Origin of the sequence: Pseudomonas sp. BF-B-15 (genome assembly GCF_019946675.1) — a bacterium.
GTDB lineage: Bacteria > Pseudomonadota > Gammaproteobacteria > Pseudomonadales > Pseudomonadaceae > Aquipseudomonas > Aquipseudomonas migulae.
The window spans coordinates 1-22,604 of sequence record NZ_JAGYFZ010000078.1; the positions used below are offsets into that span (position 1 = coordinate 1).

General features: G+C 60.1%; 20 protein-coding genes. 7 read left to right on the forward strand and 13 right to left on the reverse strand.

The annotated features are described in order from the left end of the window. Positions 1–52 precede the first annotated feature (52 nt). Both KGA97_RS21685 and KGA97_RS21690 read right to left on the reverse strand, forming a co-directional pair. Positions 53–805: an anti-sigma factor family protein gene (locus KGA97_RS21685; RefSeq protein WP_223481470.1), complete on the reverse strand. Its 753-nt coding sequence runs from the start codon at positions 803–805 to the stop codon at positions 53–55. After that, entirely contained in the window at positions 802–1,308 is a 507-nt protein-coding gene (locus KGA97_RS21690; RefSeq protein ID WP_032832617.1) for a sigma-70 family RNA polymerase sigma factor, read from the reverse strand. Before KGA97_RS21690 ends, KGA97_RS21685 begins: the two co-directional genes overlap by 4 nt. Positions 1,309–1,466: 158 nt before the next feature. Here KGA97_RS21690 and KGA97_RS21695 point away from each other — a divergent pair, with 158 nt between their 5' ends. Together KGA97_RS21695 and KGA97_RS21700 are read left to right on the forward strand one after the other, a co-directional pair. After that, on the forward strand, positions 1,467–2,552 hold the full coding sequence (locus KGA97_RS21695; RefSeq protein ID WP_192229207.1) for a catalase family peroxidase: 1,086 nt from the start codon (positions 1,467–1,469) through the stop codon (positions 2,550–2,552). Continuing rightward, positions 2,549–3,097, forward strand: coding sequence for a cytochrome b (locus KGA97_RS21700; RefSeq protein WP_008031911.1), 549 nt, complete (start codon positions 2,549–2,551; stop codon positions 3,095–3,097). The genes KGA97_RS21695 and KGA97_RS21700 overlap by 4 nt, the downstream gene beginning before the upstream one ends. On the opposite strand, the gene KGA97_RS21705 is transcribed toward KGA97_RS21700, so the two are convergent. After that, complete coding sequence (locus KGA97_RS21705; RefSeq protein WP_223414398.1) at positions 3,094–4,299, reverse strand: MFS transporter; 1,206 nt, start codon at positions 4,297–4,299, stop codon at positions 3,094–3,096. The two genes, KGA97_RS21700 and KGA97_RS21705, sit on opposite strands and share 4 nt — an antisense overlap. Positions 4,300–4,393: 94 nt before the next feature. On the opposite strand from KGA97_RS21705, the gene KGA97_RS21710 reads away from it, so the two are divergent. Next, positions 4,394–4,840 carry a winged helix-turn-helix transcriptional regulator gene (locus tag KGA97_RS21710; RefSeq protein WP_008031907.1) on the forward strand — a complete coding sequence of 149 codons (447 nt, stop codon included), beginning with the start codon at positions 4,394–4,396 and terminating at the stop codon, positions 4,838–4,840. Between the two features lie 39 nt (positions 4,841–4,879). Here the strand turns inward: KGA97_RS21710 and KGA97_RS21715 are convergent, their stop codons facing one another. Then, positions 4,880–6,031 carry a M14-type cytosolic carboxypeptidase gene (locus tag KGA97_RS21715; protein WP_008031906.1) on the reverse strand — a complete coding sequence of 384 codons (1,152 nt, stop codon included), beginning with the start codon at positions 6,029–6,031 and terminating at the stop codon, positions 4,880–4,882. Positions 6,032–6,518: 487 nt separating this feature from the next. Then, the gene (locus tag KGA97_RS21720; RefSeq protein WP_008041212.1) at positions 6,519–6,860 is read right to left on the reverse strand and encodes a DUF6124 family protein; all 342 of its coding nucleotides are present in this window, start codon (positions 6,858–6,860) and stop codon (positions 6,519–6,521) included. Between the two features lie 130 nt (positions 6,861–6,990). Here KGA97_RS21720 and KGA97_RS21725 point away from each other — a divergent pair, with 130 nt between their 5' ends. Further along, on the forward strand, positions 6,991–7,638 hold the full coding sequence (locus KGA97_RS21725; RefSeq protein ID WP_192229209.1) for a LexA family protein: 648 nt from the start codon (positions 6,991–6,993) through the stop codon (positions 7,636–7,638). A 39-nt stretch (positions 7,639–7,677) separates the two neighbouring features. Here the strand turns inward: KGA97_RS21725 and KGA97_RS21730 are convergent, their stop codons facing one another. The 4 genes from KGA97_RS21730 to KGA97_RS21745 all read right to left on the reverse strand — a co-directional run bounded on the left by KGA97_RS21730 (position 7,678) and on the right by KGA97_RS21745 (position 13,347). Next, positions 7,678–9,627, reverse strand: coding sequence for an acetyl/propionyl/methylcrotonyl-CoA carboxylase subunit alpha (locus KGA97_RS21730; RefSeq protein ID WP_223481471.1), 1,950 nt, complete (start codon positions 9,625–9,627; stop codon positions 7,678–7,680). Further along, a complete protein-coding gene (locus KGA97_RS21735) occupies positions 9,627–10,442 on the reverse strand; it encodes a gamma-carboxygeranoyl-CoA hydratase (RefSeq protein ID WP_223481472.1) in 816 nt (271 codons plus the stop codon). The genes KGA97_RS21730 and KGA97_RS21735 overlap by 1 nt, the downstream gene beginning before the upstream one ends. Before the next feature lie 121 nt (positions 10,443–10,563). Continuing rightward, a complete protein-coding gene (locus KGA97_RS21740; RefSeq protein ID WP_008041204.1) occupies positions 10,564–12,171 on the reverse strand; it encodes a carboxyl transferase domain-containing protein in 1,608 nt (535 codons plus the stop codon). A gap of 12 nt (positions 12,172–12,183) precedes the next feature. Then, the gene (locus tag KGA97_RS21745; RefSeq protein ID WP_008031893.1) at positions 12,184–13,347 is read right to left on the reverse strand and encodes an isovaleryl-CoA dehydrogenase; all 1,164 of its coding nucleotides are present in this window, start codon (positions 13,345–13,347) and stop codon (positions 12,184–12,186) included. 295 nt (positions 13,348–13,642) lie between these two features. Here KGA97_RS21745 and KGA97_RS21750 point away from each other — a divergent pair, with 295 nt between their 5' ends. Continuing rightward, positions 13,643–15,340 carry an AMP-binding protein gene (locus KGA97_RS21750; protein WP_008041200.1) on the forward strand — a complete coding sequence of 566 codons (1,698 nt, stop codon included), beginning with the start codon at positions 13,643–13,645 and terminating at the stop codon, positions 15,338–15,340. 679 nt (positions 15,341–16,019) lie between these two features. Here the strand turns inward: KGA97_RS21750 and KGA97_RS21755 are convergent. The 3 genes from KGA97_RS21755 to KGA97_RS21765 form a co-directional block, all read right to left on the reverse strand. After that, positions 16,020–16,919: a hydroxymethylglutaryl-CoA lyase gene (locus tag KGA97_RS21755; RefSeq protein ID WP_223481473.1), complete on the reverse strand. Its 900-nt coding sequence runs from the start codon at positions 16,917–16,919 to the stop codon at positions 16,020–16,022. 147 nt (positions 16,920–17,066) lie between these two features. After that, positions 17,067–17,468, reverse strand: coding sequence for a MerR family transcriptional regulator (locus KGA97_RS21760; protein WP_192229215.1), 402 nt, complete (start codon positions 17,466–17,468; stop codon positions 17,067–17,069). A gap of 196 nt (positions 17,469–17,664) precedes the next feature. Next, positions 17,665–18,594, reverse strand: coding sequence for a LysR family transcriptional regulator (locus KGA97_RS21765; RefSeq protein WP_008031887.1), 930 nt, complete (start codon positions 18,592–18,594; stop codon positions 17,665–17,667). Between the two features lie 152 nt (positions 18,595–18,746). Between KGA97_RS21765 and KGA97_RS21770 the strand changes: the two genes are divergently transcribed. Next, entirely contained in the window at positions 18,747–19,973 is a 1,227-nt protein-coding gene (locus tag KGA97_RS21770) for an acyl-CoA dehydrogenase (protein ID WP_223481474.1), read from the forward strand. A gap of 113 nt (positions 19,974–20,086) precedes the next feature. Here KGA97_RS21770 and KGA97_RS21775 read toward each other — a convergent pair whose 3' ends face one another. Next, positions 20,087–20,893, reverse strand: a complete 807-nt coding sequence (locus KGA97_RS21775; RefSeq protein ID WP_223481475.1) for a TatD family hydrolase — start codon at positions 20,891–20,893, stop codon at positions 20,087–20,089. 235 nt (positions 20,894–21,128) lie between these two features. Here KGA97_RS21775 and KGA97_RS21780 point away from each other — a divergent pair, with 235 nt between their 5' ends. Beyond that, on the forward strand, positions 21,129–22,550 hold the full coding sequence (locus tag KGA97_RS21780) for a transglycosylase SLT domain-containing protein (RefSeq protein WP_192229218.1): 1,422 nt from the start codon (positions 21,129–21,131) through the stop codon (positions 22,548–22,550). The last annotated feature ends 54 nt before the right edge of the window (positions 22,551–22,604 follow it).

Below are 22,604 nucleotides of genomic sequence, written 5' to 3' on the forward strand. Positions count from 1 at the left end.
ATATCGACTGATGCACCGCTATCGCCGGCAAGCCGGCTCCTACAAGGGGTGGTCAGAACTGCACGGTCTGCTTGAGCATCTGCGCCGTCGGCGTATCGCTCGGGCTGACCATCGCGTAGTTGTAGCCGCTGCCGGACCAGTACTCAGCCTGCAACCCGCCGTCACTGCGACTACCCCTCGGCAGCAGAAAGTTTTTCGGTCCCGGCGGGCGCACGTAGAAGCTGACTTTGTGCCCGCTGCGATCCTCATAAACCACCATCGCCGCCGGCCCTTGCTCGGTGCTGAGCAAGCGCCCGCTGACCGGTTTGAACCCCGCGCCGGAAAGGTCCGGCAAGCGATGGGCCTGCGTGAAATAGCGGTCGAGCCAGCCCTGCATATCGCCTTCATCGCTGACCTTGTAATCGGCCGGCAGCATGCCTTGCTGGGCAAACAGCCGATAAGCCTGCATCGCGTCGGCCATCGGCGCCGCCGCGCTGAGGAGGGTCATCTCCCGCGCCTTCCAACCGCTGAAGCCGCCGATGCTCACGGCAATCAGCAACACCGCGGCGCTGGCCAGATGGCGGCGTGATTGGCGTTTGAGGCGTTGGCGAATCAGTGCCGGGTCGAGGGCCGGGTTGGCGGGTTGCTGCAACGCACCGCTCAGGGCCGCGCGCAGTTGCTGGGCGTCCTGCTGCCAGGCGCGAACCTGTGCGGATATTTCCACGTTGCCGGCCAGAAAAGTCTCTACCAGACGTCGGTCGTCATCATTGAGCTGATGGTCCACATACGCGTGCAGGTCACGCTCGCTCGGGGGCATGCTGATCATTTGAGTCTCCGCAGGGAAGGGCGGGTGATTTCGCCGTCGCTGAGTTGGCGCAGGGCCTGGCGGGCGCGGGACAGGCGCGACATGACGGTGCCGACGGGGACGTCGAGAATCTCGGCGACTTCCTTGTAGCTCAGGCCTTCGACCGACACCCAGAGCAGCAGCGCACGCTGTTCGGTGCCGAGCTGATCGAAGGCTTGCAGGGTCGATTGGGCGATCACGGTGCGCTCCACCGACGGTTGGGTATCGTCCCGTCCGGTAAAGAATTCGAGCATCCGCGCATAACGCCGGGAGCGCCGGTGCGCGTCGAGAAATTGCCGATACAGAATCGAAAACAGCCAGGCGCGCAAGTCGCCTTCGGGGCGTTTGTCGCCCCAACTCGACAGCGCCCGCTCCAGACACGACTGCACCAGATCGTCGGCGCTGCTGGGGTTGCGCGTCAACGACACGGCAAACCGGCGCAATCCGGGAATGATTTCTCTGAGTTGTTCGTCGATCTCGTTCATGAAGTTCTGGCTAGTCACTACGCTGTGGACTAGAGAGACGCCCGGCACTGAAGGTTATTCCACGCCTGAAAAAATAAATACCGCACGATGGAATAAACGTTCGCGGGGTTCGTCTGCTTGATCCTTCTCACTTGTGGCCGATGGCCCTGGAGTCTTTCATGGTAGATCGCTCATCACCGCCCACCCGGCCCCCCTTGAGTGCCGCGAGCCTGACGTTGCGTCTGGCCGGTATTGCCGTGGTGGTCGCTGCAGTGGCCGGGGCATTTGCCTACGTCAACGGCACCTTTGACCCACAGCGACTGACCCCGAAAAAGCTGATCAACGTGCTGGAAACCAACAACGGCGTGCACCCGGGCTTCCGGCGCAATCACTCCAAAGGCGTGTGCGTGATCGGGCATTTCGAAAGCAGTGGCGAGGCGCGCAGCTATTCCAGCGCTCAGGTGTTCAACGAGGCGCGGACCCCGGTGGTCGGGCGTTTTGCCTTGCCGGCCGGCAACCCATATGCGCCGGACAGCGCCGTGCCGATCCGCAGCCTGGCGCTGCGCTTCACCCAGGCCAACGGCCAACAGTGGCGCACCGGGATGAACAGCATGCCGGTGTTCCCGGTGGGCACACCCGAAGCGTTCTATCAATTGCAGCAGGCCCAGTCGCCGGACCCGGCCACCGGCAAACCGAACCCGGCAGCGGTGCCGGCGTTCTTTGGTGCGCACCCGGAGGCCGGACCGTTCCTGGCCTGGATCAAAACCGCCAAGCCGTCCGCCAGTTACGTGACGGAAACCTATAACAGCGTCAATGCGTTTTACCTGGTCAACGCCGCCGGGCAAAAGCAAGCGGTGCGCTGGAGCATGGTGCCGTTGGTGCAGGACGCGGCAGGTGCCACGGCGCCGGAGGGTGGCGATTTCCTCGAGAAAGACCTGCTTCAACGGATTGCCTTGGGGCCGTTGCGTTGGCAGTTGAACATCACGCTGGCCAACCCCGGTGATCCGGTCAACGACGCCAGCAAGGCCTGGCCCGACGGTCGCAAAGTGGTGAACGCCGGCACGCTGGTGCTCGAAAGCACCCAGCCGCAGCTCAATGGCGAATGCCGGGACATCAACTACGACCCGCTGGTCTTGCCCGCCGGTATCGAAGGTTCCGACGACCCGTTGCTCGCCGCGCGCTCCGCCGGTTACGCCAGTTCCTACTTGCGCCGCACCAGTGAAGTCAGCCAGTTGCCCGCCGCCAAACAGGAGGCTCAACAATGAGCAACCAACCGAACCACTTCGCGCCGCTGGCGCGGCTGCTGCACTGGCTGATGGCGCTGATGATCATTGCCATGCTGTTTATCGGCGCGGGCATGGTCGCTTCCGTCTCTGAGCGGCACGAGTGGCTGATCCATCTGCACAAACCACTGGGCATCGCCATTCTGTTGCTGGTGATCGTGCGCCTCGCTGTGCGCTTTTCCACCCGGCAACCTCCTTTGCCGGCAGACCTGCCGGGCTGGCAAGCGCTGGCGGCCAAGGCTTCGCATGTCTTGTTGTATGCCTTGATGTTGATCCTGCCGCTGCTCGGCTGGGCGATGATTTCGGCGGCGGGCGACCCGGTGATGCTCAGCAGTTCGTTGCAGTTGCCGTCGATTGTGCCGGCGAATGCGCAGGTGTTTGCGTTCCTGCGCAAGGCGCACGGGTATCTGGCGTACCTGCTGTTTCTGACCGTGCTGCTGCATCTGGCGGCGGCGTTGTTTCACGGTTGGGTACGGCGTGATGAGGTGCTCGACAGCATGCTGCGGGGCAACAAGGACCGCGGTTAACCGGCTTGCGTGGCGCATCGGGCGGATGCGCCACTTTTCAGCGTCAGCCACCAGTAACCCAATGCCACGGCGTTGATCCCCGCACCCAACAGGCATACCCCGAGCCACCCGGCCCAGGCGTACATCGCCGTCGAGCCGATCGACCCCAGCGCGCTGCCAATTGAATAAAACAGCATGTACCCCGCAGTGAGGCGGCTTTGCGCTTCGGGGCGCACGCTGTAGATCATGCTTTGGCTGGTCACGTGCACGGCCTGCAAACCCAGATCCAGGGTGATCACCCCCAGTAACAAGGCCCACAAAGAGGATTGAGTCAGCGCGATCGGCAGCCAGGAGGCCAGCATCAACAACAATGACAAACCGCTGACCCACTGACCTAAACCACGATCAGCCAAATGCCCGGCACGCGCGGCGGCCAGTGCTCCGGCGGCGCCAGCCAGTCCGAACAAGCCGATTTGTGTGTGGGACAACGACAGCGGCGGGGCACTCAGCGGCAACACCATGGGCGTCCACAGCACCATGGCACTGGCGAAGGTCAGTAATGCGAGCACCGCCCGTTGACGCAACACCGGTTCTTCCGTGAACAACCTGAACACCGAGCCGAGCAATGCGCCATAGGAACTGGCCGGTTGCGTGTCCTCGTGTTTGGGCAGCACACGTAACAGCAGCAACGCCATCACCAGGGTCAACCCCGCCGACAACAGATAAATCGAGCGCCAGCCGGCCAGGTCGGCCATGCCGCCTGCCACCGTCCGAGCCAACAAAATGCCGACGACGATGCCGCTGGTGACCACGCCGACCACACGCCCGCGCTGCGCCGGGATGGCCAATGTCGCGGCGTAGGCCACCAACACTTGGGTGACCACCGCCAACAACCCGGTCAACGTCATCCCGAGCAACAGCCAGGTGCTGTTCGAGGCTAACGCGATCATCAACAACGCCAGCGCCGACAACAGGGTTTGCGTGACGATCAGGCGTCGTCGGTTCAGCAGATCGCCGAGCGGCACCAGCAACAACAATCCGACGCCGTAACCGATCTGGGTGAGCGTGACGACGATGCCGATGGTGGCGGGGTCCATGGCAAACGCCTCGGCCATCGCATCGAGCAAGGGTTGCGCGTAGTACACGTTGCCGACGGCCAGTCCGCAGGCGACGGCGAACAGCAACACGACGCCGCTGCTGAGTGTTGTGTGAGTGGGCTTCATGCCGGGCTCCAAAAGTGGTTTCTAAATAAAACCAGTTGTACGGTAAGCAAGCCGGTTTTATATTGCAACCACATTTGTTTTCGAGAGCGCAGGCATGGCCAAGCGTACAAGCATGGAGAGCGCCGAATGCCCGGTGGCCCGTTCACTGGATGCCATCGGCGATTGGTGGTCGTTGCTGATCGTGCGCGATGCGTTCGACGGCATTCGCCGGTTCGGTGAGTTCCAGCGCAATCTGGGCATGGCGAAGAACATTCTCTCGGCACGATTGCGCACGTTGGTGAGCCACGGGATTTTCGATCTGGTGCCGGCGTCGGATGGCAGCGCGTATCAGGAATACGTGCTGACGGAGAAGGGCAAAGGCCTGTTCCCGTTGATCATCGGCTTGCGGCAGTGGGGCGAGGCGTTTTTTTATGAGGACGGGGAGGCGCACTCTCGGGTGGTTGACCGCGACAACGGTCGACCGGTGCGGCCATTGGAATTGCGCGCCGAGGATGGGCGATTGCTGGGACCGGAGGATTGTGTGCGAGTGGCGGCCGAATGAGGCGTGGCTGCATGCCTGGCATGCAGCCATTGTGGAGGGTCAGCGCAAGGTATCGACCATGTCCGCCACGGTCGTCAGCACATCCTTGCCCAGTTGCTTCGAACGCTTACCGGACCAGCCAGTCAACGGATCCGGTTTGTCGTTGTTGTCCTTGAACGGCATCTCCAGGGTCAACGACAGGCAGTCGAATTTCTGACCGACGCTGTTGCACGCCAGGGTCATGTTGGCTTTGCCCGGCTCGTCGCGGGTGTAGCCGTGCTTGGTCTGGAAGTCCTTGGTCAGGTGTTTCAGATGACTGCGGAAATGCTCTTCGAGTTTTTCGATCCGCGGCGTGTAGCCTGGGTTGCCTTCGCAACCGGCAGTGAACACGTAGGGGATTTCTTCATCGCCATGGATGTCGAGGAACAGGTCGACGCCGTACTTTTCCATCTGTTGCTGAGCGAACAGCACTTCCGGACTGATCTCCTGGCTGGCGCTCTGCCAGGCGCGGTTGAGGTCCTGGCCCATGGCGTTGGTGCGCAGGTGACCGTGAAAGGCACCGTCCGGGTTCATGTTCGGCACCAGGTACAGGTCGGCGCTGGCCAGCAGTTTGTTCAGCACTGGATCGTCGTGCCTTTCCAGGCGTTCGATCACACCTTCCATGAACCACTCGGCCATGTGTTCGCCGGGGTGTTGCTGGGCAATCATCCAGACCTTGCGCCGGCCTTCGGCGCCGGTGCCTTTGCGCAGCAACTGAATGTCACGACCTTCGACACTCTTGCCGGTGGCCAGCAGTTCAGTGCCGGCCTTGGTCAGCGCCTGTTCGATCAACCAGTCATGGCGGCCACGGCTGTAGGGTTCGAAGTAGGCAAACCAGGCGTGGGTGGCCGTGGCTTCGAGGCTGAAACGCAGGCAGTCGCCTTCGAAGATGGTCGGCACCCGGAACCAGTTGACGTGGTCGTAGGACGCCACTGCCTGATAGCCGTCCCAGGCTTTGTTGTACGAGGATTTGCTGGCATTGTTCAGACGAAACCAGTGTTCCTGTCCGACGTGCAAACCGCTGGCCTTGAAGTGAAACCACTGAAAATGCTGGCTGCGGGTGTCTGGCTTGATGGCCAGCAGGGCTTGCAACGGATTGCTGATGTCCAGCACTTCAATGTTGCCGCTGTCGAAGTTGGCGCTGATGTCGAAAGAAGATCTAGCCACGGTCATAATCGATTCCTGAATATGATTTTTTATGGCTGATACTTTACACGCTGGGAAGGGAAAAACTGGGGGAAATTGCGGGGGTAAAAGGGGGGCGTCCTCCTTGACGCCGTCGCAGCTTAGAGACTGTGCGATTGATTCTCAAGTGCTATTTTCCATTAGTTTGGCCCAATGTTGCCGGGCTTCTCTTGCCAACAGATATTCTTTTGATATTATCCGCGCCATCGAATTTGCAGCACCCAAAGACTTCATTAGCCTGAAGGTAAAGCCAGAATAACTGGCAAAAAAAAGACCCGGCAAAAAGCCGGGTCAAAAACCGTGATTAGCCTGATGAGGAGATAGTCCAGGAGACCGACCTAAGGTCACTTGGACAATCGACTGATCTCGCGACCAGCTGCATGCAATAATAATCATTCTCGTTTGCAAGTCAAATGATTTTATCTGCGCGATTGGAAAATTCTTTCCCGCGCCCCGCGAAATATACCTGCCTGCCTTATGCGTGATGATCCCCGTCGAGGGATCGGTCCAGCAACGCCTTGGCCATATCGATCATATGCACCGTCGAAAACGCCAGGTCCCGGTGCACGCCCTGCAGATTGTTCGCCGACTCGTACGCCGTGGCGGCGGCGCAGCGCAACAGGTCTGAAGCGCGCACCAGTGCTTCCTCGCAGCTGACATTGCGGTTCACATCAAAAAAACGCTCCTCTTCCACCGCTTCGGACACAGCTGGTTTCAAGTAATAGTCCAGGGCGCGCTGCGCGGCGGCCGAGCCTTTTGGCGAGGTGAGGGAGGTGTCGATCTGCATGTCTGGCAAGTCATTGCTGGGGATGGTCATGGCGATGGCAAAGCTCCGTGTTAGATTCAAATCCGTGATCCAATCGTAGTACGAACTGTATTTGTGACGAGAATTTAAATACTACAAGTTGTGTTTTGCTGGCCGGAGGCGCCCACGTATCGTGCCGCACATGGATAAATGGATTGAATTGGTCAAGGCCAAGATGAGTGAACTCAAAGTCACTCAGGAAATACTCGCCGACCGCCTGGGGATGTCTCAGGGCGGCGTCGGCCATTGGCTGAACAAACGTCGCCAACCGGGCATCGATGACATGAACCGTGTGCTGCACGCACTGGGCATGGAGTTTCTCGAGGTGGCGCTGGTGATCCGCGAGCCGGATATTGCGAAGGAGGAAAGCCAGGATCTGGTGCGCAAGTACAACCCGTACTTCCGTTACCCGGTCAGTGACTGGCGCGAATCCTGCGAGGTGCGTGACGGTGAGCCGACGGTCTATGACACGGCGCGTTTCGAACTGACCGACTACCACGCTCAGGGCGCGGCGTTCTGGTTGACCGTGGTGGGCGATGCGATGACTGCACCGAGCGGCGTCAGTATCGCCGAGGGCATGATGATCCTGGTGGACCCGGCCATTGTGCCGGAGCCCGGGAAACTGGTGATCGCCCAATGGCCGGACAGCACTGAAGCGACGTTCCGCAAACTGATCGAAGAGGGCGGGCAGCGTTACCTGGTCCCGCTCAATCCGACGTATCCGAAAGCCCTTTACACCGAGGCCTGCCGAATCATCGGCGTAGTGGTTCAGGCAACGGCCAGGTTCTGATCAGATCGGTCCTCGCAAGGCGTAGGACCGATCCGCATTTCAGGCTTCTTCCAGCTCGACCAATGCACTGCCTTCGCTGACCATCTCGCCTTCCTGGCAATACAGCGCCTTGATCACCCCGGCGTGTGGTGCACGAATGCTGTGCTCCATCTTCATCGCCTCCAGCACCACCAGTTGCGCCCCGGCTTCGACCGTTTGCCCGGCTTCCACCAGCACTCGCACGATGCTGCCGTTCATGGGCGCAGTGAGCCCGCCATGATGGCTGTGACTGGCTTCGACGGCGCTGATCGGGTCGTAGGACTCGATACGGCGCAATTCACCATCCCATTGCAGATACACAACACCGCCGCGACGGATTGCCCGATGCTGGCGGCGCACGCCATTGTGTTCGGTCAGCAGTTGCTCGCCCGCGAGTTGCGCCGATCGGGTAGCGCCCAACGTCAGCGCACGGTCCTGACCTTCGCAGCTCAAATGCAGGGTGATTTCTGTCGGCAATCCGGCACGGAGCCCAGTGCCGATCCCCCAAGGCGAACTTAGGTCATCAGTGCGCGTCGTGTCCGGTTGGCTTTGGGAAAACGCCTGTGCCGCGGCTTGCCAGAACTCATCACTGAGCGGCGAGGGCTCTGGCAGCAGTTGCTCCTGGTAACGCGGAATGAACCCGGTATCCAGCTCGGCCGCCGCAAACGCCGGATGACCAACGATTCGACGCAAGAAGTTGATGTTGGTCTTGAGCCCGCCAATCGCGAACTCATCGAGCATGCTCAACAACCGCAGACGCGCCTGTTCGCGATCCTCGCCCCAGGCAATCAGCTTGCCGAGCATCGGGTCATAGAACGGCGAAATTTCGTCGCCTTCTTCCACGCCGCTGTCGACCCGACGTCCCGGACCTTCGGCCGATTCACGGTACAACTCCAGGCGCCCGGTGGCCGGCAGGAAATCATTGCCGGGGTCTTCGGCATACAGCCGCACTTCGATCGCATGGCCGATCAGTGGGACTTGATCCTGAGTCATCGGCAGCGCTTCACCGCGTGCCACGCGAATCTGCCAAGCCACCAGATCGAGGCCGGTGATGGCTTCGGTGACCGGGTGTTCGACTTGCAGTCGCGTGTTCATCTCCATGAAGAAGAACTCGCCGCGCGCATCCAGCAAGAACTCCACGGTGCCGGCGCCGACATAACCGATGGCCTGCGCCGAACGCACGGCCGCTTCGCCCATGGCGCGGCGCAGTTCCGGGCTCAAGCCCGGTGCGGGCGCTTCTTCGACGACTTTCTGGTGCCGACGCTGAATCGAGCAGTCACGTTCGTTGAGGTACAGGCAATTGCCGTGCTGGTCGGCGAAAACCTGGATTTCCACGTGACGCGGCTTCAGCAGATATTTCTCGACCAGCATCCGCGAATCGCCGAACGAGGATTGCGCTTCACGCTGGGCCGAGGCGAGGGCTTCGGCCAGTTGGCTGACGTCCTCGACCACTTTCATGCCTTTGCCGCCACCGCCCGCCGTCGCTTTGAGCAGCACCGGATAACCGATGCGTTCGCAAGCGTCGCGGAAGGTGTCGAGGTCTTGAGCTTCGCCGTGATAACCGGGCACCAGTGGCACGCCAGCGGTTTCCATCAAGGCCTTGGCGGCGGATTTGCTGCCCATGGCATCGATGGCCGAGGCGGGCGGACCGAGGAAGATCAGGCCTGCTTGTTCGATGGCGCGGGCGAACCCGGCATTCTCGGACAGAAAACCATAACCCGGATGGATCGCCTGCGCGCCGCTGGCCTTGGCGGCGGCGATCAGTTTGTCGATTTGCAGGTAGCTGTCGGCGGCTTTACTGCCACCGAGGTCAACGCGAATGTCCGCTTCGCGGCTGTGCCGTGCTTCGCGGTCGGTGGCGCTGTGCACGGCGACGGTGGTCAGGCCCAGGGCCTTGGCGGTGCGCATGACCCGGCACGCGATTTCGCCACGATTGGCCACCAGCAGAGAGGTAATGACAGGTGCGCTCATCAACGCGGCTCCTTGGGGGTGGTTTCGGCCTGCCAGCTCGGCGGACGTTTTTGCAGAAAGGCGCGCAGGCCTTCCTGGCCTTCGGGGCTGACGCGGATGCGCGCGATGGCATTTTCGGTGTAGCGACGCAGCGCCGGGGTCAGCGCGCCGTTGCCGACTTCACGCAGCAAATCCTTGCTGACGCGCATGGCTGCGGGGCTGTTGAGCAGCAGGTTGTCGATCCATTGCTCGACTTTCTGCTCCAGCTCATTGCCCGGATAACTCTCCGACAACAAGCCGATTTCCCGAGCGCGTTGCCCACCGAAGCGCTCGGCGGTCAGCGCATAACGGCGTGCCGCACGTTCGCCGATGGCTTGCACCACGAACGGGCTGATCACCGCTGGCGCGAGGCCGATGCGTACTTCCGACAGGCAGAACTGCGCGTCGTCGGTGCCGATGGCCATGTCGCAGCAACTGATCAGGCCCAGCGCGCCGCCGAAAGCCGCGCCTTGAACCACGGCCAGCGTCGGAACTTTCAGCTTGGCCAGGTTGTACATCAACTCCGCCAGTTCTCGGGCGTCGTCCAGATTGGTGTGGTAATCGAGCTCGGCCGATTGCTGCATCCACGCCAGGTCGGCGCCGGCACTGAAATGCTTGCCACGTCCGCGCACCAGCAAAAAGCGCAGGCTGGCGTCGGTCGAGACCTTGTCCAGCGCGAGGATCAGCTCACGGATCATCTCGGCGTTGAACGCGTTGTTCTTTTCTTCCCGGCTGAGCCACAGGGTCGCGAAACCACGCGGGTCGGTCTGCAGTTCGAGGGTGTTGAAGTCGCTCATGTTCATCCGTCTCCACAACTCTATTCTGTAGGAGCGAGGCTTGCCCGCGAAGGCGTCGGTACATCCAGCATCGATGTGACTGACAAACCGCTTTCGCGAGCAAGCCCGCTCCCACAAAAAATCACATCCGGAACACGCCGAAGCGGCTCGGTTCGATTGGCGCGTTCAACGACGCGGACAAGGCCAGGGCCAACACATCGCGGGTCTGCGCCGGGTCAATGACGCCGTCGTCCCACAGCCGTGCGCTGGAGTAGTAAGGGTGGCCCTGTTCTTCGTATTGATCGAGGATCGGTTGCTTGATTTCGGCTTCCTGCTCGGCGCTGAAACTATGCCCGCCACGTTCAGCCTGCTCGCGCTTGACCTGCACCAACACGCCCGCCGCTTGCTCGGCGCCCATCACGCCGATGCGTGCATTCGGCCACATCCACAGGAAACGTGGATCGTAGGCCCGTCCGCACATGCCGTAGTTACCGGCGCCGAAGCTGCCACCGATGATCACGGTGAATTTCGGCACCTTGGCGCACGCCACGGCGGTCACCAGTTTTGCGCCGTGCTTGGCAATGCCACCGGCCTCGTACTTCTGGCCGACCATGAAGCCGGTGATGTTTTGCAGGAACAGCAACGGAATGCCGCGCTGGCAGGCCAGTTCGATGAAGTGCGCACCTTTCTGCGCGGCCTCGGCGAAGAGGATGCCGTTGTTGGCGAGGATCGCGATCGGGTAACCGTGCAAGTGAGCAAAACCGCACACCAGCGTGGTCCCGAACAGTGCCTTGAATTCGTCGAACACCGAACCGTCCACCAGCCGCGCGATCACTTCGCGCACATCGAACGGCTGCTTGGCGTCGGCCGAGACCACGCCATACAACTCGTCGCTGCTGTAGAGCGGGGCGATGGGCGTGCGTTGTTGCAGTTCGCCGAGCTTGCGCCAGTTGAGGTTGGCGATGCTGCGTCGGGCAATGGCCAAGGCGTGTTCATCGCTCTCGGCATAATGGTCGGCGACCCCGGAAATCTTGCAGTGCACGTCGGCACCGCCCAGATCTTCGGCGCTGACCACTTCACCGGTCGCGGCTTTCACCAGCGGTGGGCCGGCGAGGAAAATAGTCGCCTGCTCGCGAACCATGATCGCTTCGTCGGCCATCGCCGGCACGTAGGCGCCGCCGGCAGTGCACGAGCCCATGACCACCGCGATTTGCGGAATGCCCATGGCGCTCATGTTGGCCTGGTTGAAAAAGATCCGCCCGAAGTGCTCGCGGTCCGGAAACACTTCATCCTGACGCGGCAGGTTGGCGCCGCCGGAGTCCACCAGATAAATGCACGGCAAGCGGTTCTGCTGAGCGATGGTCTGAGCGCGCAGGTGTTTTTTCACGGTCAGCGGGTAATACGAGCCGCCTTTCACCGTGGCATCGTTGGCCACGATCATGCACTCGACGCCTTCCACTCGACCGATCCCGGCAATCACGCCCGCGGCCGGCACGTCTTCGCCATACACCTCGTAGGCCGCCAGTTGGCTGATTTCGAGAAACGGCGAGCCCGGATCGAGCAGGCGATTGATCCGCTCGCGGGGCAGCAATTTGCCCCGCGAAGTGTGGCGTTCTTGCGCTTTCGGACCGCCACCTTGCTGCACTTGCGCGAGCAAGGTATGCAAGGCGTCGACCTGGGTGAGCATCGCCGCGCTGTTCGCGGCAAACTCCGCCGAACGGGGGTTGAGCTGGGTATGCAGGATAGCCATGGACAGCTCCGTTTAGCGGGTTTCGTTGAACAGTTCGCGACCGATCAGCATGCGACGGATCTCACTGGTGCCGGCGCCGATTTCGTACAGCTTGGCGTCACGCAGCAGACGACCGGCCGGGAATTCGTTGATGTAACCGTTGCCGCCGAGAATCTGGATTGCGTCGAGGGCCATTTGCGTGGCGCGCTCGGCGCTGTAGAGGATCACGCCGGCAGCGTCCTTGCGCGTGGTTTCGCCGCGTTCACAGGCCTGGGCCACCGCATAAAGGTAGGCGCGGCTGGCGTTGAGTTGGGTGTACATGTCGGCGACTTTGCCCTGGATCAGCTGGAATTCGCCGATGCTTTGCCCGAACTGCTTGCGGTCGTGGATGTACGGCACGATCAGGTCCATGCACGCCTGCATGATCCCGGTCGGGCCGCCGGACAGAACGACACGCTCGTAGTCGAGGCCGCTCATCAGCACTTTCACGCCGCCGTTAAGCACGCCGAGGATGTTTTCTTCCGGCACTTCGACGTCATCGAAGAACAGCTCGCAGGTGTTGGAGCCGCGCATGCCGAGCTTGTCGAACTTGTTGCTGCGGCTGAAGCCTTTCCAGTCGCGCTCGACGATGAACGCGGTGATGCCGTGCGGGCCTTTTTCCAGGTCGGTCTTGGCGTAGATCACGTAGGTGTTGGCGTCGGGGCCGTTGGTGATCCAGGTTTTGCTGCCATTGAGCACGTAGTGATCACCACGTTTGTCGGCGCGCAGTTTCATCGAGACCACGTCGGAACCGGCGTTCGGTTCACTCATGGCCAGGGCGCCAATGTGCTCACCGCTGATCAGCTTCGGCAGGTATTTGCTTTTCTGTTCGTGATTGCCGTTGCGGTTGATCTGGTTCACGCAAAGGTTGGAGTGCGCGCCGTAGGACAGGGCGACCGACGCCGAACCGCGGCTGATTTCTTCCATGGCCACCACGTGCGCCAGGTAACCCAGGCCAGCACCGCCGTATTCTTCCGGGACGGTAATGCCGAGCAGGCCCATGTCGCCGAACTTGCGCCACAGGTCGGCGGGGAACAGGTTGTCGATGTCGATCTGAGCGGCGCGCGGGGCGATCTCTTTGGCGACGAAGGACTGGACCTGATCGCGCAGCATGTCGATGGTTTCACCGAGGGCAAAGTTCAGGGATGGATAGCTCATGGGTCACCTTTTGGCTTTTTTGTAGGGCGGGGAGGGTCGTGATTTGGCTCTCACCTTTACGTTAACGTAAGCCTGTGACGAAAGGCTGTCAATCACCCTTTACGTTAACGTCAACTTGAGCGAGAGTAGAGCCAGTTCAAGATAGAAAGCGGACCCAACTTGTAGGAGCGATGCTTGCTCGCGAAAGCGTCAGATCAGTCGACATAAATGTTGAATGCAGAGGCCTCTTCGCGAGCAAGCATCGCTCCTGCAGGTATCCGTTGGTAGCCCATTAATAAAGACAATAGGGGTCGTCATGGATCAACCCAGTGCAAGCCCGCAGCGCAGCTATACCCGTGGTTCTCAGGACAAAGCCTTGCTGGCGATGACCATCGGTCAGGCATTTGATAACACCGTCGCGCAGTATCCGACGGGCGAGGCGCTGGTCGTGCGCCATCAACAGTTGCGCTACACCTGGCAGCAACTGTCCGACGCCGTGGACCTTCATGCCCGGGCACTGCTCGCGCTGGGGTTGCAGACCGGTGATCGCCTCGGCATCTGGGCGCCGAATTGTGCGCAGTGGTGCATCAGCCAGTTCGCCAGCGCGAAGATCGGCGTGATCCTGGTCAACATCAACCCGGCGTATCGCAGCTCGGAACTCGAATACGTGCTAAAGCAGTCAGGCTGCAAATGGCTGGTCTGCGCGGGCGCGTTCAAGACCTCCAACTACCACGGCATGTTGCAAGGCCTGGTGCCCGAGCTGGCAGAACAATCCATCGGCCAGTTGCAGAGCGAGCGTCTGCCGGACTTGCGCGGCGTGATCAGCCTGGATGCGCAGCCGCCATCAGGTTTTCTGCCGTGGTCGCAACTGAGCGATCTCGCAGCGGGTGTATCCAGCGAGCAGTTACGCGAGCGGGGCGACAGCCTGCATTTCGACCAGGCCGTGAACATCCAGTACACCTCCGGCACCACCGGTTTTCCGAAGGGCGCGACCCTCAGCCACTACAACATTCTCAACAACGGTTACATGGTGGGCGAAAGCCTCGGCCTGACCGCCAATGATCGGCTGGTGATCCCGGTGCCGCTGTATCACTGCTTCGGCATGGTCATGGGCAACCTTGGCTGCATCACCCACGGCAGCACCATGATTTACCCCAACGATGCCTTCGATCCGCTGCTGACCCTGACCACCGTCGCCGAAGAAAAGGCCACCGCACTGTATGGCGTGCCGACCATGTTCATCGCCATGCTCGATCAGCCGCAACGTGCGCAATTCGATCTGTCGAGCCTGCGTACCGGGATCATGGCCGGCGCGACCTGTCCGATCGAAGTGATGCGTCGCGTAATCAGCGAAATGCACATGAATGAAGTGCAGATTGCCTACGGCATGACGGAAACAAGTCCGGTGTCGTTGCAGACCGGTCCTTCAGACGAACTGGAATTGCGCGTCACCACGGTCGGTCGCACCCAACCGCAGCTTGAAAGCAAAATCATCGACGAGGCGGGCAACCTGGTACCTCGCGGCACCATCGGCGAACTCTGCACCCGTGGCTACAGCGTGATGCTCGGCTACTGGAACAACCCGCAAGGCACCGCCGAAGCCATCGATCAGGCCGGCTGGATGCACACCGGTGATCTGGCGAGCATGAATGATGAAGGCTACGTGTGCATTGCCGGACGCAACAAGGACATGATCATCCGTGGTGGTGAGAATATTTACCCGCGGGAGCTGGAAGAATTCTTTTTCACTCACCCGGCCGTGGCGGACGTGCAAGTGATCGGTATCCCGTGTTCGCGTTATGGCGAAGAGATCGTCGCCTGGATCAAATTCCACCCCGGTCACAGTGCCACCGAGCAAGAGCTGCAAACCTGGTGCAAGGAGCGCATCGCGCACTTCAAGACACCGCGCTACTTCAAGTTTGTGGAAGAGTTTCCGATGACGGTGACCGGCAAGATCCAGAAATTCCGGATGCGCGAGATCAGCATCGAGGAATTGCGCATCAACAAGGCGTGACAAATTTTCCCTTGTGGGAGCCAGCCTGCTGGCGATAGCGGAGTGTCAGTCAACATACCTATTGTCTGAACCACCGCAATCGCCAGCAGGCTGGCTCCCACAGGGGCGATGGGGAAAACCTGAATCGCAGAAAGCACAAAGGGGAGCCGAAGCTCCCCTTTAATTTTTCGTTGCGCATGCTCTTTTTTTATTATTGAGGGGCGGTCTGTTTTTGTTTTTGGCAACCGTGACCCTTTACCGCTGTTTTTGTCGATCCCCATCCGGGATCAAGAGCAAACGTATTTTTTTGAGCGCTGATCTACTTTTTCGCTAAGCGATCCAACCAGTTCGGGAGCTACCTGAAGGTAGTTTTATTGTTCTCTGCCCGGTTGCGGGTTACTCCGAAAAGCACCCTGAAAAGCACACCTTCTCCAAAAAAATCTGTTAGCTGCGTCTCTGCCGTGTTGTTCTTGTTATGTCAGAGTCGTTACGTCTTATTTTTATTGGTTTGCTGCTTTTTATTCTTGTTATGCCATAGAGATAGCAGAAGCCGTGCCAACTTTTAAAAATCCTTTAAAATCAACGACTTGAGTTTTTGTAGGATTTTTCGCTCAGGTAAACCCCTACAATTTGTTTCCGTGTTACTCGCTTATCCCCCACGTTCCAGACGCAGCGGTAACACCTGGACACATCAGCGCACTTACTGCGCGCTGCGAGCCTTGGCCACGCGCGAACCGGTTGGGCGCCCCAGCACCGTGCAAATCTGCTGACCGGCCAGAATCAAGGCGTCCAGGTCGATACCTGTTTCGATGCCGAGGCCATTGAGCAGGTAAACCACGTCTTCGGTGGCGACGTTACCGCTGGCGCCTTTGGCGTAGGGGCAGCCGCCGAGGCCGGCGATGGAGCTGTCAAACACCGAGATGCCTTCGAGCAGGCTGGCATAGATGTTGGCCATGGCCTGGCCGTAGGTATCGTGGAAGTGCCCGGCCAGTTTCTCCCGTGGCACGTCGACCGAAACCACTTCGAACATCTTGCGCGTCGCGCCCGCCGTGCCGGTGCCGATGGTGTCCCCCAGCGAGACTTCGTAGCAGCCCATGGCATAGAGCTCGCGGGCGACCAGGGCAACTTGTTCGGGTTTGACGTGACCTTCATAAGGACAGCCCAGCACACAGGACACGTAACCGCGCACGGTAACGCCGTGCTGCCTGGCGGCTTCCATGATCGGCGCAAAACGCTCCAGGCTTTCGCTGATCGAGCAATTGATGTTGCGCTGGGAAAACGCTTCGGACGCTGCGGCGAACACTGCGACTTCCTTGACCCCGGCGGCGATCGCATCTTCGAAGCCGCGCAGGTTGGGGGCGAGGGCGCCGTAGGTCACGCCTGGTTTGCGCTGGATTTGCGCGAAGACTTCGGCGGATCCGGCCATCTGCGGCACCCATTTGGGCGAAACGAAACTGCCGACTTCTATATAGCCGAGGCCCGCGGCCGTGAGTGCATCGACCAGTTGCACCTTATTGGCAACGCTGATCGGTTGAGCTTCGTTTTGCAGACCGTCGCGGGGGCCGACTTCGACCAGGCGTACGTGGGAAGGAAGGGACATGGGAATCGACCTGTGCTGTCTGTCTGAATGTTCATGGAACCCTGTAGGAGTGAGCCTGCTCGCGATGGCGGACGATCAGTCAACATCCATATTGAATGTCACGCCCTCATCGCGAGCAGGCTCGCTCCTACAGGGGACGGTGTAAACCTATTGAACCACCGGCTGGCTTTTCATCGTCTGTTCCAGCGCCTGGGTGCAGCGCTCCTGTGCGGTGTCCAGTTCCAGCTTCATCTGCTCGATGTCGAGCATCTGCTGCTCCAACTGTTCGCGGCGCTCGGCGATTTTGCTCAGCATGGTTTGCAGCTGTTTCTGATTGCCGCCGGTGGGGTCGTAGAGTTCGATCAGCTCGCGGCATTCGGCGAGTGAGAAGCCAATGCGCTTGCCCCGCAGGATCAGTTTCAGGCTGACCTTGTCACGGGGCGAATAGATGCGCTCCTGGCCGCGTCGCTCGGGGCTGAGCAGGCCTTGCTCTTCATAGAAGCGAATGGCCCGCGTGGTGATGTCGAGCTCGCGGGCGAGGTCGGAAATGCTATAGGTCTGGCTGCTCATGGAAGCGCTCAAAAAAAGGTCATGGCGCTAAGCTAATGGCAGGTTGACGTTTACGTCAAGGGGTGGGTTTTTTCGTCGTCATTGCGGGCCTCTTCGCGGGCAAGTCGGATCGCCGCACCGCTCGCTCCTACAGGTACTGTGTAAATCCTGTAGGAGCGAAGCTTGCTCGCGAAGAACGATAACGCGGTACAAAGCCCTACACCTTATCGAGCTTCTTCTCATGCGCCGTCACCTGCTGGCACAACTCGATCATCTGCTCGCGCATCCAGCGGTTGGCCGGGTCCTGGTCGGTGCTTTCGTGCCAGTAAAGGTGAGTTTCCACCGGCGGCACATCGTTGACCGGCAGGTTCACCGAGTACAAATCATGGCGGCGGGCGAAGCGCTCAGGCACGGTCATGACCATATCGGTTTGCTGCAACACCTGCGACGCCATCAAGTAATGCTGGGAGCGCAGGGCAATCTTGCGCTGGATGCCCATCTTGCCCAGCGCCAGGTCGACATGGCCCAGACCGCTGCGGCGGCTGGAAATATGGATGTGCGTCAGTGACAGATAGTCATCGAGGGTGAATTTCTCCTTGGTCGCCAGCGGATGGCCCTTGCGCATGGCGCACACGTAACGGTCTTCCATCAACTTGACGTGACGCACTTGCGGGTCGGTGTTGAGCGGCGCGTCCACCGCAAAGTCGAGTCGCCCGGCCGCCAGTTCCTTGGTGGTCTCGCGGCGCTTGGACAGAAAGCTTTCGATGATCACCGTTGGCGCCAGGCGGCGCAGGCGCTGGAACAGTGGCGGCAGGATCACCGCTTCGGTGAGGTCGGTCATGCTGATGCGGTACGTCTTGACCGCCTGCAACGGGTTGAAGATGCGGCTTTCCTGCACCGACACCCGCAGCAGCGAGAGGGCGTTGCGCACCGGGCCGATGATGTTTTGCGCCATCGGCGTTGGCACCATGCCTTGGGCCGTACGCACGAACAAAGGATCGTTGAACGTCTCGCGCAGGCGGGCCAGAGCGTTCGAAACAGCCGGTTGAGTAATGCCGACAATCTGTCCGGCGCGGGTCAGGTTGGCTTCGGTGTAGATCGCGTCGAAGACGATGAAAAGGTTGAGGTCGACCTTGCTCAGATTCATTGCGCTGCACTCTTATTGTTGGTTCTCAATCAGCCGATCATATATCGGTGATGAATGTTAATACACGCCGAGAATAGGCTAGGTAAATTTTCGTAGCTGTTCTAGCATCGATTGCATGACCTAAACAACCTCCCCCCAGAAGGTAGCTGCTCATGGATTTCGCTTATTCGCCCAAGGTGCAAGAACTGCGTGAGCGCGTGACCGCGTTCATGGACACCTACGTTTATCCCGCCGAAGCCGTGTTCGAGCGCCAGGTTGCCGAGGGCGACCGCTGGCAGCCGACTGCGATCATGGAAGAACTGAAACTCAAGGCCAAGGCTGAAGGCCTGTGGAATTTGTTTCTGCCTGAGTCCGAACTCGGTGCCGGCCTGACCAACCTCGAATACGCGCCATTGGCAGAGATCATGGGCCGTTCGCTGCTGGGGCCTGAGCCATTCAACTGCTCGGCGCCCGACACCGGCAACATGGAAGTGCTGGTGCGCTACGCCAGCGAAGAACAGAAACAACGCTGGCTCGAACCGCTGCTACGCGGCGAGATCCGCTCGGCGTTCGCCATGACCGAACCGGACGTGGCTTCGTCCGACGCCACCAACATGGCCGCCCGCGCCGTGCGTGACGGTGATGAGTGGGTGATCAACGGCAAAAAGTGGTGGACCTCGGGTGCCTGCGATCCGCGCTGCAAGATTCTGATCTTCATGGGCCTGAGCAATCCTGATGCGCCACGCCACGCCCAGCACTCGATGATTCTGGTGCCGGTGGATGCACCGGGCGTGAAGATCGTTCGTCCGCTGCCGGTGTTCGGTTACGACGATGCGCCACACGGTCACGCCGAAGTGCTGTTCGAAAACGTCCGGGTGCCGTACGAAAACGTCCTGTTGGGTGAAGGACGCGGCTTCGAAATCGCTCAGGGTCGCCTTGGCCCGGGTCGGATTCACCACTGCATGCGTTCGATCGGCATGGCTGAGCGTGCGCTGGAACTGATGTGCAAACGCTCGGTGAATCGCACCGCATTCGGCAAGCCCCTGGCGCGCCTGGGCGGTAACATCGACAAAATCGCCGACTCGCGGATGGAAATCGACATGGCGCGCCTGCTGACCTTGAAAGCGGCGTACATGATGGACACCGTCGGCAACAAAGTGGCGAAAAGCGAAATCGCGCAGATCAAGGTGGTGGCACCGAACGTGGCGTTGCGCGTCATCGACCGGGCGATCCAGATCCATGGCGGCGCAGGGGTTTCCAACGACTTCCCGCTGGCTTACATGTATGCGATGCAGCGCACGCTGCGCCTGGCCGATGGCCCGGATGAAGTGCACCGCGCGGCGATCGGCAAGTTCGAGATCGGCAAGTATGTGCCGAAGGAAATGATGCGCAGCCATTAATTGTAGGAGCGAGCTTGCTCGCGATGGTCACTAACGATAACGCGTGTTTATTGGATAAACACGGTGTTCATTAGTCCATCGCGAGCGGGCTCGCTCCTACAGTTGATTGCGTTTCAGTCGACCACTGGCAGTCCGTAAAAAGCCCGCGCACACGCGGTGCTGTGGGCCGCCAGCTCTTCCTCGCTTTCCCCGCGATGCAACGCCACTTCCCGCAACACTTCAGTCAGGTACGCCGGTTCGTTGCGACCATTTTTCGGCTTTGGCCGCAAGCTGCGCGGCAGCAGATACGGTGCATCGCTCTCCAGCATCAAGCGCCCGCGTTTGATTTCTTTCACCAACGGATGCAAATGCGTGCCCCGACGCTCGTCGCAGATCCAGCCGGTGATGCCGATGTGCAAGTCCAGGTCGAGGTAGCTGAACAGCGCCTTCTTTTCGCCGGTGAAGCAATGCACCACGGCGGCCGGCAATTGGTCGCGGTAATCGCGCAGGATTTCCAGCAAGCGCTGACTGGCATCACGTTCGTGGAGAAACACCGGCAGTTGCAGATCGACCGCCATCGCCAAGTGTTCTTCGAGGACTTTTTCCTGTTGCGGGCGCGGCGAGAAATCGCGATTGAAATCCAGCCCGCATTCACCCACCGCCACTACGTTCGGCTCTTTGAGCAAACTGCGCAGGCGCTGGGCGCTGTCGGCGTTCCAGTCGCTGGCTGCGTGAGGGTGAATGCCGGCGGTGGCGAACAGCCGTTGCGCCGTTTCATCCAATTGCCGGCACAGCTCCAGCGCCTGTTCGCTGCCTTCGACATTGGTGCCGGTGAGCACCAATTGGCAGACTCCGGCGGCATAGGCGCGGTCGAGTACAGCCTGGTGTTTGTCGGCAAAACTGGGGTTGGTCAGGTTGACGCCGATATCGATGAGTTGCATGGTGCTACCTCGGACCAAAGGCCGGAAAGCATATCAGAGCTGTAGATTTATAAGAAAAGCCAAGAACTACAACGAGTTAAAGCTGTCTTTTGATGCCGCGAGACAAGCTGGGGTGGTCAGCATGCCATCACTGTGCCAGTCTTTCGCACTTTGCCAGCGCTCAAGGCGCTCTGTTTCTGTCGTTCGATTTCAAACATTTTTTTGAAATTGGCCCAGTATTCTTTCCGGAGAGTGGATGACACGTCCCTCGATTTTGTTACTGCTGTGTGGTTCGTTGCTGCTGCCGATGCCGGCGGTTGCGCGGCTGGCCGGCCCACTGCAAGCCGTGCCGGCGGCCCAGGTGCGCGACCTGCAGGAAATCCGCAGTAGCCGTGTGCTGAAGGTGCTGGTCAACCAGAGCCGCAACAGCTCCGGCGAAGTCCAGGGCCAGGCCATCGGCGTCGAATACCATCGCTTGCGTGCCTTCGAGCAATACCTCAATGGACATGCCCGTGACGGTCAGGAAGTGACGCTCAAGATCATTCCCAAAGCCAAGGATCAACTGCTCGGCGCGTTGCAGCGCGGGGAGGGGGATCTGGTTGCACCGGGCGAGTTGCTCGATCTGCAACCGGGCTACGCCGTCAGCACCAGCGAACCGATTGCCAGCGACATTCCTCTGGTCCTGGTCGGAATCAAGGGCGAGAAACGCTACACCCGCCTCGAACAACTGTCCGGTAAAACCCTGGCGCTACCCACCGGCAGCGCCGCCGGGGAGGCGATCAGTCAGATCAATCAAAAGCTTGCCTTGCACAAACTGGCACCGGTGAAGATCGAATGGGTCGATCCGAGTCTGGCGGTCGAAGACGTGCTGGAAATGGTTCAGGGCGGGATTTTTCACCTGACCATCGTCGAGCAGCCGATTGCCGAACGCTGGGGCAAGATCCTGCCCAAGTTGCGTTTCGATCGGCAGGTGCTGATCAGCGAGCCGGGGGAAGAATTCTGGTTCGTACGCCGCGATGCCTCGATGCTGCGGGCGAGCATCGATCGCTTCCTGATCGGGTACAAAAAGCCTTCGGATCAGGACGCGGCGTTCCTGCGCATCTATCGACGCCTCTATCAAGTGCATTACCCACTGGCCAAGACTGATCGCCAGCGCCTGGAAAAACTTCGACCGGTATTGCAGAAACACGCCGATGCCCAAGGCATGGATTGGTTGAATCTGGCGGCATTGGCCTTCAAGGAGTCCGCGTTGCAACCCCGCGCACGAAGCGGCGGTGGCCCCACTGGCCTGATGCAGATCACTCCGTCCGCAGCCCAGCGGGTAGGGGTCAACAACATTCAGGACCTCGATGCCAATGTGCAGGCCGGGGCCAAATACCTGGCGATGATCCGCCGCAAGTTTTTCGCCAGCCCCAAACTCAACGAGCGTGAGCGCATGGCGTTCGTGCTGGCGGCTTACAACATCGGGCCGGAGCGGGTTCAGGGCATGCGCGCCGAGGCGCGTCGGCGAGGCTTGAATCCCAATCAATGGTTCTTCCAGGTCGAGCGCATCGCCATGGAGCAGGTGGGAATGGGACCTGTCAGCTATGTTAATAGCGTGAACAAGTATTACTTGGCGTTCGATCGGGAGCGGGAGTCGTTGGAGCCCCAGGGGCAGAAAGTAGCCTTAAGGAAGTGATCGAATAAACTGATTGTTATGGCGAAAAATTTGCGCTTTTAGCATTTAATTTAT

Excerpts from the sequence above, each read along its gene's own strand:
- KGA97_RS21685 (WP_223481470.1), bottom strand. The coding sequence starts at position 805 with ATGATCAGCATGCCCCCGAGCGAGCGTGACCTGCACGCGTATGTGGAC.
- KGA97_RS21690 (WP_032832617.1), bottom strand. The coding sequence starts at position 1,308 with ATGAACGAGATCGACGAACAACTCAGAGAAATCATTCCCGGATTGCGC.
- KGA97_RS21695 (WP_192229207.1), top strand. The coding sequence starts at position 1,467 with ATGGTAGATCGCTCATCACCGCCCACCCGGCCCCCCTTGAGTGCCGCG.
- KGA97_RS21700 (WP_008031911.1), top strand. The coding sequence starts at position 2,549 with ATGAGCAACCAACCGAACCACTTCGCGCCGCTGGCGCGGCTGCTGCAC.
- KGA97_RS21705 (WP_223414398.1), bottom strand. The coding sequence starts at position 4,299 with ATGAAGCCCACTCACACAACACTCAGCAGCGGCGTCGTGTTGCTGTTC.
- KGA97_RS21710 (WP_008031907.1), top strand. The coding sequence starts at position 4,394 with ATGGCCAAGCGTACAAGCATGGAGAGCGCCGAATGCCCGGTGGCCCGT.
- KGA97_RS21715 (WP_008031906.1), bottom strand. The coding sequence starts at position 6,031 with ATGACCGTGGCTAGATCTTCTTTCGACATCAGCGCCAACTTCGACAGC.
- KGA97_RS21720 (WP_008041212.1), bottom strand. The coding sequence starts at position 6,860 with ATGACCATCCCCAGCAATGACTTGCCAGACATGCAGATCGACACCTCC.
- KGA97_RS21725 (WP_192229209.1), top strand. The coding sequence starts at position 6,991 with ATGGATAAATGGATTGAATTGGTCAAGGCCAAGATGAGTGAACTCAAA.
- KGA97_RS21730 (WP_223481471.1), bottom strand. The coding sequence starts at position 9,627 with ATGAGCGCACCTGTCATTACCTCTCTGCTGGTGGCCAATCGTGGCGAA.
- KGA97_RS21735 (WP_223481472.1), bottom strand. The coding sequence starts at position 10,442 with ATGAGCGACTTCAACACCCTCGAACTGCAGACCGACCCGCGTGGTTTC.
- KGA97_RS21740 (WP_008041204.1), bottom strand. The coding sequence starts at position 12,171 with ATGGCTATCCTGCATACCCAGCTCAACCCCCGTTCGGCGGAGTTTGCC.
- KGA97_RS21745 (WP_008031893.1), bottom strand. The coding sequence starts at position 13,347 with ATGAGCTATCCATCCCTGAACTTTGCCCTCGGTGAAACCATCGACATG.
- KGA97_RS21750 (WP_008041200.1), top strand. The coding sequence starts at position 13,643 with ATGGATCAACCCAGTGCAAGCCCGCAGCGCAGCTATACCCGTGGTTCT.
- KGA97_RS21755 (WP_223481473.1), bottom strand. The coding sequence starts at position 16,919 with ATGTCCCTTCCTTCCCACGTACGCCTGGTCGAAGTCGGCCCCCGCGAC.
- KGA97_RS21760 (WP_192229215.1), bottom strand. The coding sequence starts at position 17,468 with ATGAGCAGCCAGACCTATAGCATTTCCGACCTCGCCCGCGAGCTCGAC.
- KGA97_RS21765 (WP_008031887.1), bottom strand. The coding sequence starts at position 18,594 with ATGAATCTGAGCAAGGTCGACCTCAACCTTTTCATCGTCTTCGACGCG.
- KGA97_RS21770 (WP_223481474.1), top strand. The coding sequence starts at position 18,747 with ATGGATTTCGCTTATTCGCCCAAGGTGCAAGAACTGCGTGAGCGCGTG.
- KGA97_RS21775 (WP_223481475.1), bottom strand. The coding sequence starts at position 20,893 with ATGCAACTCATCGATATCGGCGTCAACCTGACCAACCCCAGTTTTGCC.
- KGA97_RS21780 (WP_192229218.1), top strand. The coding sequence starts at position 21,129 with ATGACACGTCCCTCGATTTTGTTACTGCTGTGTGGTTCGTTGCTGCTG.